This is a genomic window from Synechococcus sp. R70.1, assembly GCF_047461675.1.
Taxonomy (GTDB): Bacteria; Cyanobacteriota; Cyanobacteriia; order Thermostichales; family Thermostichaceae; genus Thermostichus.
In genome coordinates this window covers 32,177-49,987 of the sequence record NZ_JANSHR010000021.1, presented here as the reverse complement: position 1 = coordinate 49,987, position 17,811 = coordinate 32,177, and the positions used below count along the sequence as shown (strand labels likewise).

The window sequence follows — 17,811 nt, the reverse complement described above, 5'->3', positions numbered from 1 at the left end:
ACCAAGCTAAAAGCTCGCCCTTAGCCTAGCAATTGCTTTGCCCTCTCTGCCAGCGCCTGGGCTGTCAGGCCGTTGTAGTCCATGAGCTCAGTAGGGGTGGCGGTGGTTTCGCCACGTTTCCAGGCAAAGATGTCGCGCGGGCCAGTGTAGCGCAGCAACAGGGGCTCCAACATCAGGCTGGATCCGCCGGTTACGCCAATAAGGGCCTCGCCAGCAAACCAGGCAGCAAACTCCTGGTCAGACATGAACTCCCCATCAGCTTGGGCACAGGTGGACCAGGCCACGTCGACGGGGCGATAGAGGCGGCGGGGGTTGACCACAGAGACAATTTTGCTGCCGATCCCCTGGGCCTTGAGCTGTTCAGCGGCGGCAAAGACGGGCAGGAGGATCATATCTCCCACCACGGCAAAGACCACGGTGCGGGAGCCAGGTAGTTCCTGCAGCACAGTGCAACCCTGCTCCACTGCCTGGCGGGCTTGTTCTAGGGTGGTGCGGATGGGCAGGGGGGTTTTGCTGGCAAAGATCGGGATCCCTTTGTTGAAGGTCGATAAGGCCCACTCGTAGGCAGCTTGGGCGCAGTTGGCGTCGGGGGGAAAGAGGGGGAAGATGTTGCCGTTGCGCATCATGGCCGCTAGGTAGGCCTCAATTTCCGGCCGCTGGTGGGTCCAGCCGTTGCGTCCCTGTTCCAACGCTCCAGCCGTGAAGAGGGCAACAGCGGAAGGGGTGGGGCGGCGCAGCTCCGCCATCGCCTGGGTTACCGTCTGCCAGATGGGCAAGCCGTTGACGGCAAAGGCTTCGTAGGAGCACCAGAGGGAGCGCCCGCCAAAGAGCGCCAGGCCCCCTGTCAAGCCAGCGCAGGCATCTTCGCTCAGGGGTTCGTAGACCCGCCCTTGGGGCTGTTGGTTGTAGAGAGGATCCACCGTGGGGTGGATGACTTTCAGGCCCTGGTTGACATTGGCAAGACCAGAGGCCTCGTTGCCATCGGCATTGGCCACCAGAAAGTCAGGGTCTTTCTGCCCCACCTGCACCACCAAGGCGCCGATGGCAGTGGTGGAGACTTGCTTATCGCCGAGGGGGAACTCGGTTAAGTTCAGGGATCCCAAAGGCGGCAAGGGCCGGACGGACTCCGTGACAACTACCTTGGCGGCTGGTCCACCGGCTGCCCGCTCGCAGTTTTGGCGCACCAAAGCCCAAGCGGCTGGGTGCAGGGCCCGTGCCTGCAGAGCGGCCACGATGTCGGGGTGATCCAAGGTGTGGTGGGCATAGAGGTTGTGGGATTTGGATCCCTTGGCGTGTACGCCCGCTCCTTTGAGTTGTTTGAGGATGAAAACTGTCAGATGTCCGCTCAGCGCTGACTGGATGGCCCGCTCCATCTCGGTCAGTACCCTCTGGGCAAAGGCCAGACGGGCTTCCAGAGAAAATTGGGTGCTATCCACATAGGGACCGGGCTGCTGGGCATCGTCGAAGTCTTTGGCGTCGACTAGCACCACTTCCTCAAAGCCATTGCCCCGCCAGTACTCGACCATCTGAGCGTTGGTGAAGGTCGAGATCATGCTGTGGTGCTCTTGGCTATAGCCGTTCCAGACCAGCACCGGCAGGAAGTTGGTGCGCTGCGGGAAGGCGGTGTGAAAGTGGAGCATAGAGCTCATCACGTAGGGCTCCCCCAAGCCCCCATCGCCGATGGTGACGGGGAAGAGCCGATCCGGGTAGAGCAAGGCTGCGGCCATGGCAAAATGCTGCCCCTGCCCGAGGGGCCCTGCTGGCGCTAGCAGGCCGGGGATGTAGCCAGAGAGGTGACCCAGCAGCCCTTCCCGTTCCCGAAAGCGAGCCTGCAAGTCGGAGACAGTGTGGATGCCCATCTCCGCCAGCGATCCATCCAAGAACATGGCGGCATAGAAGCCGGGCGCGTGGTGGCCCACCTCGGTAGGGATGTTCTTTTGGCCCAGGTACACCAAAGCGGCATAGGCTTCCGCTTGGCTGGCAAATCCGCCCGGGTGGCCCGAGGCTTTGCTGGCGGTCATCTGCAGGGTGAGGTAGCGCAGCGCATCGGCATAGAGCAAGGTCTGGTAGGCGGCCATACGGCTGCCGGGATCCCGCAGCTTGCCTGTGGCAGCATCCACTGCAGGTTCCTGGCCCAGGCGGTCGAATTCCGGCCAGGGATCGCCAAAGTAGCGGATCCCTTGGCAGAAGGCGGGAATTGGGGCAGTTGTCATCGGCCAAGCCTCACTCTTGTCAGGTCAATCCTCACTTTAAACCGGATAAGGCTTTTCGGAGGTTTTAAGCCGAACTCTTCTAGCCGCCACTCTCCCTTGCGCCTCTGGCTTGGGCAGGCAAAAGGTTGCGCGGTCTATCTTCCTCATCGACGACAGAGACTGGGGCAGAGATGGGCTGTTCTTGCTGTTGCCTACAACATCTAGTGTCTCAAACTCCTTGGCCGCTTATTTTTCCACAATATGTAGATCAAAGACGGCAGATGCTCAACCAGTTTGCTTGACCTTATATCGTGGAGACATCTTGAAAGCGAAGACCCATGTCCCTTTTGGAAAAGCTGTGATACATTCAAGGGAGGCTAGAGCGGGATCTTTAAGGAGCCTGCAGCCCTTGGCGAACAAAGGGAGAGTTCATCCTGCGGTAGCTTGAGTTTCGCAAAGTCTTTGGATTTTCTTTGCCCTAATTGAGGATTCAACACAACTTCCCGGCCCACCTATTTGTGCCTCAAGACTAGCTGCCCTATGACCGAGAGTCGTCCTTGTGCCCCCTGCATTGTCGACAGCGGAATTTTGGTTAACAAGCGGGATATTTACCGTCTTTTGGCGGATTTGGGGCGGGTTCGCTACTTCGATATCGTCGAAGGTCAGGTGCAAAGGCAGGGGGAGGGCTATGTGATGGAGGTATTTCAGGATGCAACAGCGGCCACCTTGGTGGCCAATCGCAGCCTCTACCTAAACCTAAACAGCTTCGACTACGCCTGCTTGCGGGATCCCTCCCCCGCTGAGGTGGCAGAGGTGGGCACGGAACGGCCTAGCGTGGTGATCGATCTGGTGCAGGAGCACCGCATCTTGCGTTTGGTTCCCCTGTCGGATCCGCTGTCGGATCCCGCGCAACTGTGGGCAGATACTCGCGCGCTGCGGGCGGCAATGGCGGACGCCTTGGCAGCAAGCTGGAGCCTAGAAGAAGAGGACGGCTCTTTCGAGCCTGATTGAGAGTGAGGACCCTCGCGCAGCGTTTCGGCAGGCTGGAGAGAAAAGGGCACCGGAGCCTGCTGGGCTTCAGTCAGGAAGCTGGGGAAGCGGCCCTCAGGAGTTCCGGCGACTGGCGCACCGTCTCGAAGAAGTAGTGGACATTGGCCTCAGGGGTGGCAGGGTGAACCCCATGCCCCAGGTTCATGATGTGCCCCCGCGAGCCCGCCTTCTGAATCACCTCCAGGGTGCGCTGGCGGATCAACTCCCGCGATCCCAGCAAGACCATTGGATCGAGGTTGCCCTGGACAGCCAGGGATCCCAGACGGGCCCTGGCTTCTGCCATGTCACTCATCCAGTCAAGGCTGAACACGTCGATACCAGCTTTACCCACCCGCTCTAGCAAGCCGGCGCTGCCGTTGATGTAGAGGATCAGCGGCACTTGGGGATACCGAGCCTTGACCTGATCCACAATCTGCTTTTGGTAGGGCAAAGCCCAGGTCTCGTAGTCGCTGGGGCTGAGCTGGCCAGCCCACGTATCAAACAACTGCACCGCTTGGGCACCGCTCTCAATTTGGTAGATCACGTAGCGGGCAATGCTATCGGCCAGCTTGCCCAGCAGCTGGTGCAAGAGCTGCGGCTGGGTGAAAGCCAAACTCTTGATGTAGGCATAGTCTTTGGAGCTGCGCCCCTCGACAGCGTAACAGGCCAAGGTCCAAGGTGAGCCAACAAAGCCCAGCAGGGTCGCCTTCCCTTCCACCTCACGGCGCAAGGTCGTGAGAATGGTTTTGATGAAGGGCAAGCTTTCTTCTGGCTCTAACAGTCGGATTTGCTCAATCTGGGCTTGGGAGCGAATTGGCGGGTCGATAATCGGCCCCTGGTTCTCCACCAGCTCAAAGGTAATGCCCATGCCCTCGAGAGGAGTGAGGATGTCGCTGAACAGGATCACGGCGTCGGGGGCAAAGGCGCGAAAGGGTTGCAAGGAGATCTCGATGGCTAGCTCCGGGATCTCGCAGCGCTGCTTGAAGGTGTACTTGCTCTGCAACTCGCGGTAGGCCGCCATGTAGCGGCCCGCCTGGCGCATCATCCAAACTGGGGGGCGATCCACCACTTCCCCGCGGGCTGCCCGTAGCAGGCGGTTGCCATCGCCATCGGGAGGAGGAGAAGCGCTGAGGTAGGCAGGTGAGTGGGACATGAAAAACTCAGCCAGTGAAGACCCTTAGTGCATCCTGACATCGAGATGACAAACGGCGCAAGCTTGCACTCCAAAGATCCCAGTACTTGCAATCCTCGCCATAAGCCAAAGCAAGCCTTGGCAGGAGGGATCCGGAGCTCGGGCGAACATGCGATAATGTCAGCCTGTGGGCCTTGTTGTAGAGCTGCCCGCCAGGGATCCTCTGGGGCTGAGTTGAGAGGAAAACCAGCTTGGTTGCCCAAACTTTCGACCTAGAAACCTACCTAAGCCAGCGGCAGCAACAGGTGGAGGAAGCCCTCTCTGCCGCGGTTAGGCCTGCTTATCCAGAACGCCTCTATGAGGCAATGCGCTATAGCCTCCTGGCAGGGGGGAAGCGCCTCAGGCCCATCCTCTGTCTAGCAGCCTGTGAGTTGGCCGGCGGCTCGGTGGAGCAGGCCATGCCTACGGCCTGTGCGCTGGAGATGATCCACACCATGTCGTTGATCCACGACGATCTGCCGGCCATGGACAACGACGATTTTCGCCGCGGCAAGCCCACCAATCATAAGGTGTTTGGTGAGGATATCGCCATTTTGGCAGGCGATGCCCTGCTGGCCTACGCTTTTGAGCATATCGCCAGCCAAACGCGGGGGGTGCCGCCGCAGCGGATCCTGGAGGTGATTGCCCGCATTGGCCACGCGGCTGCGGCAACTGGCTTGGTGGGAGGCCAGGTGGTGGATCTGGAGTCGGAGGGCAAGGCCATTTCCCTGGAAACCCTGGAGTACATCCACCGCCACAAAACCGGCGCCCTGCTAGAGGCCTCAGTGGTCTCAGGAGCGATCCTGGCCGGGGCCGATGAGGAGCTGCTGGGGCGGTTGAGCCACTATGCCCAGGATATTGGCCTAGCCTTCCAGATTGTCGACGATATTTTGGATGTCACTGCCACTAGCGAACAGTTGGGCAAAACAGCAGGCAAAGATCAAGTGGTTGCCAAAGCCACTTACCCCAGCCTGCTGGGTCTAGAGGCCTCTCGGCAGAAGGCCGAAGAGCTGATCCAATCGGCTAAGCAGGCGCTGCGCCCCTATGGATCCCAGGCTGAGCCCCTGTTGGCCCTGGCAGATTTCATCGCCCGCCGCCAGCATTAACCTGCCCCCCTTGGAGGCCTTGCTCCCCCCTTCCTCTGCCGGAGAGCCCTATGCTGCAACAGTTGATGGCTAACCACGTTCTCTGGGTTGCCCTGCTGGCCAGTGGGTTAGCCCAGGCCATCAAGCTCATCCTGGCCTATGTGCGCTCGGGCAAGCTCAACCTGCGGGTCTTGCTGGAGATGGGGGGGATGCCCAGCTCCCATGCGGCCCTGGTGACTGCTTTGGCCGTGGGCGTGGGGTTAGAGGAAGGTTGGGATAGCCTCCTGTTTGCAGCAACGGTGGTCTTTGCCCTGGTGGTGATGTATGATGCTGCCGGGATCCGCCAGGCTGCTGGCAAGCAGGCGCAGGTGTTGAACCGCCTCCTAGAAGAATGGTTGGAAGAGAAAGGCGCCGATCGCTTCCAGGAGCCCTACCTGCGAGAGCTGCTGGGCCATACGCCCATCCAGGTGCTCGCCGGGGCAGCCCTAGGGGCGGCCTGTATTACCCTCTCGTTTGCTTTGGGCATTAGCTAAAGCTTGAGGCATCCTGGAGCAGCCGCATCAGGGATAACCATGGCCTCCAATTCCCAACCTCGTCTCCAACGCTGCCCGGCCTGTGGTAAGCCCATCCCAGCCTACCGGTACAAGTCTCCCTACTGTGACCACTGCGGTTGGCGAGCTGGGGCAAAGCCGATCCCTCGAGAAGGCGGATCTGGGGGCAAGAGAGTTGAAGCCCGGGGGAGTATTCAGAGCCTCAACCTACCCCCCCTGCTGCGGCCACTGCTGAACTTCAACTTTTACCTCTATCTGGGCTGGGGGATCAGCCCTCTGTTTCCCCTGGTGGTGGATCGGCCGCTGCTGGCCGAGTCCAACTATCTGATGCTGATCCCGCTTCTATTGAGCTGGGGGCTGCTCTATCTGGCGGTGCGCGATCGGCCGCTACCCCAGGATCTGCGGCTGCCGCGTCTATTGCTGGATGTGGCATTTATCCTGCTGCCTTTCTTTCAAAGAATTAACGTCTCCAAAGCCCCTAACCGACCCTACTGGAATGCCCTGCTCATCTGGGTCATCGGGATCCTACTGCTTGCTGCGGTGTGGCTGTGGAGCTTTAGCCTGCTTCTGACGGCATTGACACTGCTGTTGACCAGCTTCTGCACGCTGCTGTTCTAGCTACGTCCCGTGGGCATAGCGCTTCATCATCGATTAGCTCACAAGCCCAGAATACAAGAAATACTTGGCATAACCACACGTATTTTGGCCAAAGTCCAGGGCCGTTCGCGCTAACTTTGCCCCGGGAAACTACTAGTGGTACTTTCACAAGGCCTCGCCAAGGCTTTCCTAGGAAGGCTTGTCCAGTTTGCCCTTCCCCTTGCAAAGAGGGGGCAATTAGGATGAAGGGGGATCCCGTTGGGAGGAATCTCAGTCAAATGGCAGGTGAGGTTGCTGCGCCATGAAACCGACTTGGCAAACGGATGGAGAGACTTGGTTTCTTCTGCCTCCCCAACCCCGCGCCGTAATCCACTTTCTAGGCGGAGCGTTTGTGGGATCTGCGCCGCAGTTTTTCTACAGCCGTCTGTTGGAAGAATTGGCCCGCATGGGCATGGCCGTTGTAGCCACTGCCTACGCCACCGACCTCGATCACGCCCAAATAGCTTTCAAGGCAGCACGATCTCTCCATAGAAGCCTGCAGAGCAAAGGCTTGATGGACTTACCCCTCTTTGGCTTGGGCCACAGCCTTGGCGGTAAGCTGCAGATCCTCTCCTGCCTAGCCCTCCCTTCTTTGGGATCCCAGCGGCGCGGCAATATTTTTTTGGCCTACAGCAATGCCGGGTTGGAGCGGGCGCTGCCGCTGTTGCAGGTGTTGGTGCAAGCGTGGCCTCAACAGCAACTCAGCGATCTGTGGCGGATGTGGATGGGATCCTCGTCACCGCCGGTAAACCTGTGGTTGGAGTTTGAGCCCTCTCCGGCAGAGACCAATCGCCTCATTGAGGAGCGGTATCCGGTGAGAAACAACCTGCTTGTAGAGTTTCAGCAGGATGATATTGACGATATTCCACTGCTCTATCAGCAGCTTTCTCGCAAGTACGGGGAGCACACCGAATGGCAGCGTCTAGAGGGGGATCACCTAACTCCTCTGGGCTTTAGCTATCCTTTCCTGGTTGGGCAAGAGTTTAGCCCTGTCGACGCTCTTGCACAGCTTCTCTACCAAAACTGGCTTGCCCCCAACTACCTCCTGATCCAGCGCATCAAAGCCTGGTTGTCAGCCCAACTGGCCTAGTCGAGCCAGCTGAGATCCGAGAGGAGATCTTGGGCATAGGAGGAAGAAGAGTGGGCTTGCAGGTAAAACAACAGGCGTAGGATGTCGCTCATCAGGAAGTAACAGGTCAAGAGGCCACCAGCAGCCGTAGCCACTAAGGTTCCCGCCAGCATGCGCGAGAACTCCTGCCGCTGGAAAGCCTGCTCCATCAGGCGCAGCGCCCAAAATCCCAGCAAGACAACAATAGCAAGGATGATCGACATATCGTAATCTATGCTGTAACTTAGTGTAACATCGCTGCTGCTTACCTACCATGGGCAGGAGGCTAAGGGGTCCCAAGCCTCAGGAAGAAGCTAACCCTGCCTCAGCGGCCAGAGGGAAGGGAGCCAGCTTCCCGCTAATTAGCCAGTTGTCTCCCAAGGTCTGCAGTTGCGGCTCCAGCAGTTGCCAGCTCTGGTTGACCTCAGGGATCCCTTCCCCTTCTACGGGAGTTGGTGCGTTGGCCCCTCCCAGGATCTTGGGAGCGATGAAGGCGGCCACCTTCTGAATGGCCCCATCCTTGAGGGCTGCCCAGGCCAGGGTGCCGCCGCATTCCCAGAGGGCGCTTAGACAGCCTCGCTCAAAGAGAACCTGCGCTGCTCGAGCCGGGGTTACTCGATCCAGGTGCAGCAGCTCCACCCCTTGCTTGGCCAGGGCTCCCCAGAGGGGATGGGCCTCAGTGGCTTCGGTAATCACCAAAGTTGGCGCCTCCTCCACTTGCCACAGGTGGGCCACTGGGGGGAGGTTAAGGGAGCGGCTGAGAACCACCCGCAGAGGCTGGGATCCCTGAAAATCCGGCAGGCGGCAGGTGAGGCGGGGGTTGTCGTGCCAAACGGTTTGGGAGCCAACGATCACGGCGTCGTGCCAGGCCCGCTGGCGGTAAACCCACTCTCGTGCCAAGGGGTTGCTAATCCACTGGCTGTGGCCAGTGGTGGCCGCGCTCTTGCCGTCTAGGGTCATGGCGTATTTGAGCAGGCCAAAACACTGCTTTCGCACAATGGCAAAGGCAAAGCCCTCGTTGAGCTCTTGGCAGTCCTGCTCCAGCACCCCCACTGTCACCTCGACTCCTGCCTCTTGCAGGCGACGGATCCCTTTGCCGGCTACCAGCGGATTGGGATCCTGCATCCCCACCACCACCCGCCGGATCCCAGCCGCCAGAATGGCCTCAGTACAAGGGGGGGTGCGCCCATAGTGGTTGCAGGGCTCGAGGTTAACGTAGAGGGTGGCGCCCTTGGCCAGGGATCCCGCCTGCTGCAGAGCCAAGACCTCGGCGTGGGGCTGGCCGGCTCCCAGATGAACACCTTCCCCCACCACCTGATCCCCCCGGACAATGACGCAAGCTACCCGCGGGTTAGGGGAGGGGCGCTGCGGTGTCGAGCGGGCCAAGGAGAGGCAGCGTTCCATCCACTGCCGGTCGGCGTCCAGGTTCATGGGAGGCGCTTTCGGGGAGCACTTTAGCAGGCGGTGTTTTGGATCCTAGCTGCTTCTTGGCAGGGAGCCGGCTGCGGCGCGGCTTTGGTAAGCTGGTTACGGCTTTGGCGGCAGGGATCCCATGGACAGCCTTCAACTTTGGCAGCGCTACTGCGATTGGCTCTACTACCATCCCGAGCTGGAAATTTTTGTGGATATCAGCCGCATCCGTTTTACCCCTGCCCAAGTGGAGGCGCTGCGGCCTCTCTTTGCCCGGGCTTTTGCTGAAATGCAGGCCTTAGAAGCCGGGGCCATCGCCAACCCAGACGAAGGTCGCCAGGTGGGCCACTATTGGCTGCGGGCGCCGGAGCTGGCTCCCACTGCCGAAATCCGGCAGGCAATTCAAGACTGCGTTGAACAGGTGGAGAGCTTTGCCAAGAAGATCCACGGCGGCGTGATCCCGGCAAGTGGAGGAGGGCGTTTCACCGAGCTGCTCTGGATTGGCATTGGCGGCTCGGCCCTGGGGCCGCAATTTGTGGCGGAGGCCTTGGCTCCGCTGCAGCCGCCCTTGAACATCCACTTCATCGACAATACGGATCCCGACGGGTTTGATCGGGTGCTGGGACGGCTAGCGGGCAAACTGGGACAGACCCTGGTGGTTGTCGCCTCCAAATCTGGTAACACGCCCGAGTCGCGCAACGGCTTGGTGGAGGTGGCGCTGGCTTACCAAAAGGCCGGGATCCCCTTTGCCAGCCAGGCAGTAGCCGTTACTGGTCCCGGCAGCCAATTGGAGCAGCAGGCGCAGCGGGAAGGGTGGCTGGCGGTCTTCCCCATCTTCGACTGGGTGGGGGGGCGCACGTCAGAAACTTCGGCAGTAGGCCTGTTGCCGGCAGCGTTGCAGGGGATCGACATCCGGGCTTTGCTGGCCGGGGCCGCCACCATGGACGAGGCCACCCGCGTGCCCCACCTAGAGCGCAACCCCGCTGCCCTCTTGGCCATGGCTTGGTACATCGTCGGCGAGGGGCGGGGGCGCAAGGATATGGTGGTTTTACCCTACAAAGACCGCCTGGCCCTGTTTAGCCGCTACCTGCAGCAGTTGGTGATGGAGTCCCTAGGCAAGTCCCACGACCTGCAGGGCAACCTGGTGGAGCAGGGCCTAACCGTCTACGGCCACAAGGGCACCACCGATCAGCACGCCTACGTGCAGCAGTTGCGGGAGGGCTTGAACAACTTCTTCGTCACCTTCATCGAGGTGCTCCAGGATCGCGAGCCCGGTATCCCTTCCCCCTTCGTAGAGCCACTGGTAACCAGCGGCGACTACCTGGATGGCCTACTGCAGGGCACCCGCCAGGCCCTCTACGAAAACGGGCGCGACTCCATCACGGTGACGCTGCCGCGGGTGGATGCCCGCTCCGTGGGGGCCCTGATTGCCCTCTACGAACGGGCAGTGGGCCTCTACGCCTCCTTGATCCAGGTCAACGCCTATCACCAGCCGGGGGTGGAAGCCGGCAAGAAAGCGGCTAGCGCCGTCCTGCAGCTCCAGCGTCAGGTGCTGGAGGTGATGCAAGAGCAAAAAGGATCCCTGACCCTAACTCAGTTGGCAGAAAAACTGGGCTGCCCGGAGCGCATCGAAACGCTGTACTGGATTGTGCGGCATCTACACGCCAATGGCCGCGGTTTGGTGCTTGTGGGGGATCCTGGCCGACCCTTGGAGCTGAGCATCCAGCCGCGTCTGGCCTGAGGGTTTACCTGAAGATCTGTACCTTACCTTAAACCCCTCCTGCGCAGCCGGCCTGTCTGCCTAGAATCGAGCAAGAGCCCACTGCAGGAGGAGACGATGGATCAACCTGCTGCCGTCCTGCCTTTGCAAGCCCCAAAAGACGTCTCCCTGGAGGAAATCGAGCAGGAGCTAAACAAAATCTGGTCCTCCAAGGAAGAGAGCGTTGCCGCCCGGGCTGCCACCTTTACCCTGGTGGTGTATGAGTCGCTAGACGATGCCCTGCTGCTGCCTTCCCCCACCGTCGAGGCCATTGCTAGCCAAAACCCCTGCCGCGTCATTGACCTGCGGGCCAAACGGGAGGGAGCCACAGACGACACCCTCGAGGCCCAGGTAGCTGCCTACTGTCCGGTGACGCGCGAACAGCGCAGCTCGCTGGTGTGTTGCGAATACATCACCCTGAAGGCACCGGAATCGGCTCTTGTGCGGGCTTGCAGCACCGTTGCCTCGCTGTTGATCCCCAACTTGCCCACCTTCCTGTGGTGGCAAGGCAACCTGGACTTGAACAGCTTGCTGTTTCAGAAGTTGGTGGCTCTAAGCAGCCGCGTCATCGTTGACTCGCGGGGCTTTGTCAATCCCGAGGAAGACTTGCAGGAGATGAATCTTCTCGTCAGCGAGGGACACCACTGCGGGGATCTCAACTGGCGCCGGCTGCTGCCCTGGCAGGAACTCACCGCCCAAGCCTTCGACCCGCCAGAGCGGCGGGAGTCTTTGTACTGGATAGATCAGGTAACCATTGACTACAAAGCCGGCAACCCCTGCCAGGCCCTTCTTTTCCTAAGCTGGCTGGCCAGCCGTCTGGGGTGGACGCCCACCGAGCGAGCGCAGACCCGGGAACAGGACTATGAGATTGACTTCATCCGCTTCCAAACTCAAGCTGGAGGTGAGGTGAAGGCAGAGTTGGCCGCCGTACCCCTGGTCTCGGAGACTAGCCAGCCGGGGGACCTCATTGGGCTGCGCCTCACCTCGAGCAACCAGGAAGCCAACGCCTGCACCGTGCTCTGTTCGGAAACCACCGGCTGCATGCGCATGGAAGCCAGGGGAGGTGCCCAGAGATGCGTGGTTCGCCAGGTGGCACCCCTGGAGCAGGATTCCTTGGAAACGCTGCTGGCTGCCGAGTTGCAGCGGCCTGGCCCTGACTATCTTTACGAAGAAACCCTAGGCGTGGCGGCCCAGATCCTCAAGTTGAGCAAAAGCGCAGCAACGGGGTAGAGTCTTGAGCCTGCTGGAAGAAAATCGGTCTTGGGGAGACGGATCCCGTTTTATGTTCAAGCTCTACCCAACCCACCGCTTGGCCAACGAAAGCCTTGGCTGCTCAGGACGTCCCAGGAGACCTGCTCAAGAAATCCGGGCCGGCTGTTAGCGCAGGCCTAGGACAAAGGCCAGCACACTGTGGCCCACTAGTGCTTCCACTGCGATGCTAATGGCAAACCCCAGCATGGCCAGCCGCCCGTTCCAGCGCTCAGCTTGCTCCGTCCAGCCAATTTCCCATGCCGGTGGAGCTTCGCCCTCTTGCCCATACTGCGGCACATAGGGTGGACGAACAGCACCCTCCCAGCCTGCAGGGCGCTTGGAGTTAAAGAACGCTATCGAACCCAGGGCAACGGCAGCCACTAGGCCAGTTACCGTCACAGCGATGTAGGGGAGGAAGGGGTTGTCAAGCATTGCTGTCTAGTGTCGAAGTGCTAAGCCAACAAGCTGGCGGGAGAAGAACTGGGATCCTAGCGGCCCGCCGCCGCTTTTTCTAGCTTGCCTTGCCAGAGCTACTGCAGTCCCAGCCACTGGGCGAGGGTGCTGGCGAAAACACTGTGGCCCACTAGCGCCTCGGTGGCGATGCTGATGACAAAACCCACCATAGCCAGGCGGCCATTCCAGCGCTCCGCCTGCTCCGTCCAGCCTGGGATCCAGTCGTTGGTGGTGTCGTAGTACTTAGCTACGGAAGCAGAATCCAGGCGAGAAGGGATCCGGGGAGAGGGTTGCATGGTTAATACCTCATAACCTTTCTCAAAGAAAATTAACATCAAATTACAGTTTGTGACAACTCTCTTCTGCCGGCAAGGGAGAGTTTTCGGGGTGGATCCTAGAGCGATGCCATACTGAGGGAGGTAGGCTTCTGCGCAGACTATGGCGGTATCCCCTCTTTCTTCCCCCAAGCTGGGCCAGGCTTTTGATGCCGCTGCCGACCTAGCTGCCCAGGTGCGGCCGGATTTTCCAATCCTGCAGCGCCAAATCAACGGCCAGCCGCTCATCTACTTCGACAATGCGGCCACTTCCCAGAAGCCGCTGGCGGTTTTGCAGGCCATGGATCTCTACTATCGGCACAGCAACGCCAACGTGCACCGGGGGGTGCATACCCTGGGCAACGAAGCCACTGAGGCCTATGAGGGGGCGCGGGAGAAGATTGCCCGCTTGGTCAATGCGCCCTCCCCGCAGGAGATCATCTACACCCGCAACGCCAGCGAGGCCATTAACTTGGTGGCCTACAGCTGGGGCATGAGCACCCTAGAGCGGGGAGATGAGATCATCCTGTCGGTGATGGAGCACCACAGCAATTTGATCCCGTGGCAATTCGTGGCTCAGAAGACGGGGGCCTGCCTTAGGTTTATCCAGATCACGCCCGAAGGCGAGCTGGATCTGGAGCACTACCGCTCTCTGCTGGGCAATCGCACCCGCCTAGTGGCGGTAGCTCACGTCTCCAACATGCTGGGATCCATCAACCCGGTTCGGGAGGTGATTGAGTTAGCCCATCGCTACGGGGCTAGGGTGTTGCTGGATGCCTGTCAGAGTGTGCCCCACATGCCTGTGGACGTGCAGGCCCTAGATTGCGATTGGCTGGCCTTTTCTGGGCACAAGATGTGCGGCCCCACTGGGATTGGGGTGCTCTACGGCAAGCGGGAGCTGCTGCGGGCCATGCCGCCCTTTTTGGGTGGGGGCGAGATGATTGCTGAGGTGTACTGGGATCACGCCACCTACGCCGATATCCCCCACAAGTTTGAGGCGGGCACGCCGGCCATTGCCCAAGCGGTGGGTTTGGGGGCAGCCGTAGACTACTTGAGCCAGATTGGGCTAGAGCGCGTGCATGCCCATGAGCAAAAGTTAACCGCTCGCCTCCTGGAGGGGCTCCAGCGCATTCCAGGCCTGAAGATCTATGGCCCCAAGGATCCGGCGCGCCGGGCAGGACTGGTCAGCTTTTCAGCGGAGGGCATCCACCCCCACGACCTGTCTACGCTGCTGGATGAGCAGGGGATCGCCATCCGGGCTGGCCACCACTGCACCCAGCCGCTGCACCGCCACTTGCAGGTGCAATCGACAGCGCGGGCCAGCGTCTACCTCTACAACACCCTGGCCGAGGTGGATCGCTTCCTCGAGGTGCTGGCGGAGGCAGTGGCGTTTTTCAGGGAGGCCTTGGGCTAGATGCTCTACCGCCGCTTTGGACGCACCCAGCAGCTTATGTCGGCTTTTTCCCTGGGCAGCATGCGGCTGGTCAACGTGCCGCCGGAGCAGGCCCAGGCCACGGTGGCAGCGGCGCTGGAGGCAGGGATCAACCACCTGGAAACGGCGCAGGCCTACGGCCATGCAGAGGTGCTCTTGGGGGAGATCCTGCAGAAGCTGGCAGTGCCGCGGCAGCGCCTGATCCTGACCACCAAGCTTACGCCCGGCGAGAGGCTGCGGGAACGACTAGAGGGATCCCTGCGGCGGCTGCAGGTGGAGTATCTGGATCAGTTTGCCTTCCATGGCATCAACCTGCCCGAACACCTGGAGTGGGTACTGCGGGAAGGGTTGCCGCTGCTCAGGCAGGCGCAGCAGGAGGGGCTGGTGCGCTACGTCGGCTTTTCCACCCATGGATCCCTGAAGCTCATCCTAGAGGCCATCCAGACCGGCCAGTTTGACTTTGTTAATTTGCACTACCACTTTTTCCAGCAGCGCAATGCACCGGCCCTAGAGGCGGCGGCCCAGCAGGATATGGGGGTGTTCATCATCTCCCCCGCCGACAAGGGGGGAATGCTCTACCGCCCACCCCAGCGCCTGCAGGAGAGCTGTGCGCCCTTTAGCCCCTTGGAGTTTGCCTACCGCTTTTTGCTGGCGGATCCCCGCATCCACACCCTCAGCCTAGGCATCACCCATCCTGACGAGTTACAAACAGCCCTGGTGGCCCTGCAGGATCCGGAGCGCTGGTGGACGGAGGGCCTAGCGGTGCAGGAGCGGCTGCGCCAAGCAGAAGAGGAGCGCCTGGGGTCCAGCCGCTGTGCCCAGTGCTATGCCTGCCTACCCTGTCCAGAAGGGATCCACATCCCAGAGGTGCTGCGGCTGCGCAACTTGGCCATTGCCCACGAGATGACGGAGTTTGCCCAGTATCGCTACAACATGTTTGGCCAGGCGGGGCACTGGTTCCCGGGAGTACCTGCTGACCGCTGCACCGAGTGCGGCGACTGTCTGCCTCGCTGTCCCGAGCACCTGCCGATCCCGGGCTTGTTGGCTGAAGCTCACCGCCTTTTGCACCGCTCTCCCATTCGGCGGCTGTGGGAGTGAAGAAAATGGGCCACCTGCTGTCTGACCCCGGAAACTTGCCCCAGAGCCTCTCTGCCTCATTCTAAGATGGGGTCTGGTTCTTTCGAGGATCCCGGGGCATGTTGTTGGAGCTTACCCCAGAAGAGTGCGAGTCGGTGATCCCGCTAGTGCCTACGCGGCTCCAGTACACCGCTTACTGGAGCGATGCCCTCAACAGCGTAGGCCGGATCATTACGGCGATTTTGGTGGGCGTAGCGCTGCTGGTGCTGTCTCGCGCTTTTGGCGAGGGATCCTTCCTGGGGGCAGTCTCCTTTCTGGCAGGGTTTCTCTCGTTGCTCTACCCCTTCCTGTGGGGGCCCCTCTACACCATCTCCCGCCGGCAGATGGCTTTTCGCGAGATCCCTTACGGAGGGCTCTTCTTTGGCCAGGTGTTGAGCACCCGCCGCTACGAGGTGGTGGTGGAAGAGCGGAAAAAGCTGGATGAGGACGGGGAGCTCTACATCGAGGAGGTGCGAGAGCGCCAGTTTGAGATGGAAATTGGCGATGAGACAGGGGTTACTTACCGCGTGCGGGCTAGGGATGATCCCCGCTACCGGCGAATTGTTAAGAAACAATCGGTGTTGGCGTTGGTGAAAGCCTATTCGCGCGATCTGCGGCGCCGGCCGACTTTGAGCGAAGTCTACGTGGTCAAGCTAGGGGAATGGGTAGGGGATGTTTCCTATTTGGATCGGGAGGCGTTTCTGCAGTTGGCCGATGAGCTGTTGGCGCTCGAGCTAGGCCCGGAGGCAAAAGCCTAAGCGATGTCGGAAGCTGGAATCACCCGCGCGGCTTGGATCGTGGCGGCCTTGGTGGCTTCGGCAGCTCTGGGGCCGTGGCTAGCTCTGCCTTTGGCTGGGATGGTGGCCTTGGGAATTGTCGAACAGGTGGCCTTTGGGGGGCGGCTGTCGGGGTTGCTGGGCGCGCTCCTGGATTGGGCTTCTCCAGCCTATCGGCAGCGGGTCATCCGCCACGAGGCGGGACACATTTTGGTGGCTCACCTGCTGGGGATCCCCTTGCGCGGCTACGTGCTCAGCCCTTGGCAAGCCTTTCGACGAGGGATCCCAGGCTACGGCGGAGTGGAGCTGGATCCGGCCCCCATGCACACCTGGGAAGCCCAGGGGGGCATCTCCTGGGCAGATCTGGAGCGCTACGGCCTGTTTTGGATGGCAGGGGCTGCCGCAGAGTCTCTGCACTATGGCCAAGTGGTGGGAGATGAGGAGGATAGGCAACAGTTGGCTAAGCTCCTGTCAGGGATCCGGGCTGCCCCGCCTTTGGCCTCTGCTGCTCAAGTGAGGGTTCAAATGAACCGCTTCTTGCGCCAGAGCCGGGCATTGTTGCAAGCCCACCCTGAAGCCTATGCCGTTGCCGTCCAGCACCTGGAGCGGGGCTCCCCCCTGCAAGACTGCCTAGCTGCTATAGCAGCCAGCTTGGAAGAGCGCAGCCAGCAAGCTCCTCCGCCCTCTTTTGGAACCGCTTGCTGATACACTCGAAATCGGGATTCCCCTTTGGGATCGTTGTGTCGCTTAGGGAGGATCTAGCTTGCGTCCCATCCTCATCGCGGGCAACTGGAAAATGCACAAAACCCAGGTGGAGGCCCGCCAGTTTCTCCGCGAGTTTGGCCCAGCCCTGCAAGCGTCGTCTTCAGGGGTGATGCCGCAGCGGCAGATCATCCTGTGCGTGCCCTTTACAGACCTGGCCGTGGTGGCAGAAGAAACGCGGGGATCCGGCATAGCTGTGGGAGCGCAAAACCTGCATTGGGAGGATCAAGGGGCGTTTACGGGAGAGATCTCCGGCCCCATGCTGGTAGAGCTGGGGGTGCGCTACGTTATCGTTGGCCACAGCGAGCGACGGCAGTACTTTGGCGAAACGGATGAAACCGTCAACCGGCGCTTGGCGGCGGCCCAGCGGCATGGGCTCACCCCTATCCTCTGTGTGGGGGAAAGCTTGCAGCAGCGGGAACAGGGGCTAACCGAGTCTTGGGTTGTGGGACAGTTGGATCGCGCCTTGACAGGGATCAATCTGCAAAACCTTGTGATTGCCTACGAGCCCATCTGGGCCATTGGCACGGGAAAAACCTGTGCAGCCGCTGAGGCCAACCGCGTCATTGGCCTTATTCGCCAGCATCTGGGCGCTGACCATCTACCCATCCTCTACGGTGGCTCGGTCAAAGCCAGCAATATCGACGAGCTGATGGCCCAGCCGCAGATTGATGGCGTACTGGTGGGGGGTGCTAGCCTCGATCCCCAAGAGTTTGCCCGCATTGTCAACTTCCAGGCCCTGACTCCTGCGGCAGCGGCTCCCTAG

18 protein-coding genes are annotated in these 17,811 nt (G+C 60.6%); 12 read left to right on the top strand and 6 right to left on the bottom strand.

Annotated elements, in window-relative coordinates:
• Nucleotides 1–20: 20 nt before the first annotated feature.
• Nucleotides 21–2,213, bottom strand: coding sequence for a phosphoketolase (locus tag NW807_RS02600; protein ID WP_414425215.1), 2,193 nt, complete (start codon nt 2,211–2,213; stop codon nt 21–23).
• 519 nt (nt 2,214–2,732) lie between these two features.
• Between NW807_RS02600 and NW807_RS02595 the strand changes: the two genes are divergently transcribed.
• Nucleotides 2,733–3,203 carry a hypothetical protein gene (locus NW807_RS02595; protein ID WP_414396037.1) on the top strand — a complete coding sequence of 157 codons (471 nt, stop codon included), beginning with the start codon at nt 2,733–2,735 and terminating at the stop codon, nt 3,201–3,203.
• A 70-nt stretch (nt 3,204–3,273) separates the two neighbouring features.
• Here NW807_RS02595 and hemE read toward each other — a convergent pair whose 3' ends face one another.
• Entirely contained in the window at nt 3,274–4,374 is a 1,101-nt protein-coding gene (hemE, locus tag NW807_RS02590; protein ID WP_414425214.1) for a uroporphyrinogen decarboxylase, read from the bottom strand.
• A 230-nt stretch (nt 4,375–4,604) separates the two neighbouring features.
• On the opposite strand from hemE, the gene crtE reads away from it, so the two are divergent.
• The 4 genes from crtE to NW807_RS02570 all read left to right on the top strand — a co-directional run bounded on the left by crtE (nt 4,605) and on the right by NW807_RS02570 (nt 7,754).
• The gene (crtE, locus tag NW807_RS02585) at nt 4,605–5,498 is read left to right on the top strand and encodes a geranylgeranyl diphosphate synthase CrtE (protein WP_414405190.1); all 894 of its coding nucleotides are present in this window, start codon (nt 4,605–4,607) and stop codon (nt 5,496–5,498) included.
• A 50-nt stretch (nt 5,499–5,548) separates the two neighbouring features.
• Entirely contained in the window at nt 5,549–6,010 is a 462-nt protein-coding gene (locus NW807_RS02580) for a divergent PAP2 family protein (RefSeq protein ID WP_414396042.1), read from the top strand.
• A 39-nt stretch (nt 6,011–6,049) separates the two neighbouring features.
• The gene (locus tag NW807_RS02575; protein ID WP_414425213.1) at nt 6,050–6,646 is read left to right on the top strand and encodes a hypothetical protein; all 597 of its coding nucleotides are present in this window, start codon (nt 6,050–6,052) and stop codon (nt 6,644–6,646) included.
• Nucleotides 6,647–6,926: 280 nt separating this feature from the next.
• On the top strand, nt 6,927–7,754 hold the full coding sequence (locus tag NW807_RS02570; RefSeq protein WP_414425212.1) for a DUF1350 family protein: 828 nt from the start codon (nt 6,927–6,929) through the stop codon (nt 7,752–7,754).
• On the opposite strand, the gene NW807_RS02565 is transcribed toward NW807_RS02570, so the two are convergent.
• Both NW807_RS02565 and ribD read right to left on the bottom strand, forming a co-directional pair.
• Complete coding sequence (locus NW807_RS02565; protein ID WP_414425211.1) at nt 7,751–7,996, bottom strand: hypothetical protein; 246 nt, start codon at nt 7,994–7,996, stop codon at nt 7,751–7,753. The two genes, NW807_RS02570 and NW807_RS02565, sit on opposite strands and share 4 nt — an antisense overlap.
• Before the next feature lie 79 nt (nt 7,997–8,075).
• The gene (gene ribD, locus NW807_RS02560; RefSeq protein ID WP_414396116.1) at nt 8,076–9,197 is read right to left on the bottom strand and encodes a bifunctional diaminohydroxyphosphoribosylaminopyrimidine deaminase/5-amino-6-(5-phosphoribosylamino)uracil reductase RibD; all 1,122 of its coding nucleotides are present in this window, start codon (nt 9,195–9,197) and stop codon (nt 8,076–8,078) included.
• A 127-nt stretch (nt 9,198–9,324) separates the two neighbouring features.
• On the opposite strand from ribD, the gene NW807_RS02555 reads away from it, so the two are divergent.
• Nucleotides 9,325–10,923, top strand: coding sequence for a glucose-6-phosphate isomerase (locus NW807_RS02555; RefSeq protein WP_414425210.1), 1,599 nt, complete (start codon nt 9,325–9,327; stop codon nt 10,921–10,923).
• 96 nt (nt 10,924–11,019) lie between these two features.
• Nucleotides 11,020–12,171, top strand: coding sequence for a glucose-6-phosphate dehydrogenase assembly protein OpcA (locus NW807_RS02550; protein WP_414405194.1), 1,152 nt, complete (start codon nt 11,020–11,022; stop codon nt 12,169–12,171).
• Nucleotides 12,172–12,318: 147 nt separating this feature from the next.
• Here the strand turns inward: NW807_RS02550 and psb35 are convergent, their stop codons facing one another.
• On the bottom strand, nt 12,319–12,624 hold the full coding sequence (gene psb35, locus NW807_RS02545) for a photosystem II assembly protein Psb35 (protein WP_414425209.1): 306 nt from the start codon (nt 12,622–12,624) through the stop codon (nt 12,319–12,321).
• Nucleotides 12,625–12,722: 98 nt separating this feature from the next.
• Nucleotides 12,723–12,941: a chlorophyll a/b-binding protein gene (locus tag NW807_RS02540; RefSeq protein ID WP_414425208.1), complete on the bottom strand. Its 219-nt coding sequence runs from the start codon at nt 12,939–12,941 to the stop codon at nt 12,723–12,725.
• A 142-nt stretch (nt 12,942–13,083) separates the two neighbouring features.
• On the opposite strand from NW807_RS02540, the gene NW807_RS02535 reads away from it, so the two are divergent.
• From NW807_RS02535 to tpiA, 5 genes are all read left to right on the top strand, one after another.
• The gene (locus tag NW807_RS02535; protein ID WP_414405196.1) at nt 13,084–14,373 is read left to right on the top strand and encodes a cysteine desulfurase; all 1,290 of its coding nucleotides are present in this window, start codon (nt 13,084–13,086) and stop codon (nt 14,371–14,373) included.
• Nucleotides 14,374–15,489, top strand: coding sequence for an aldo/keto reductase (locus NW807_RS02530; RefSeq protein ID WP_414425207.1), 1,116 nt, complete (start codon nt 14,374–14,376; stop codon nt 15,487–15,489).
• A gap of 98 nt (nt 15,490–15,587) precedes the next feature.
• Nucleotides 15,588–16,265, top strand: coding sequence for a hypothetical protein (locus NW807_RS02525; RefSeq protein ID WP_414425206.1), 678 nt, complete (start codon nt 15,588–15,590; stop codon nt 16,263–16,265).
• Between the two features lie 3 nt (nt 16,266–16,268).
• Nucleotides 16,269–16,988: a hypothetical protein gene (locus NW807_RS02520; protein ID WP_414425205.1), complete on the top strand. Its 720-nt coding sequence runs from the start codon at nt 16,269–16,271 to the stop codon at nt 16,986–16,988.
• Nucleotides 16,989–17,046: 58 nt separating this feature from the next.
• The gene (gene tpiA, locus NW807_RS02515) at nt 17,047–17,811 is read left to right on the top strand and encodes a triose-phosphate isomerase (RefSeq protein ID WP_414425204.1); all 765 of its coding nucleotides are present in this window, start codon (nt 17,047–17,049) and stop codon (nt 17,809–17,811) included.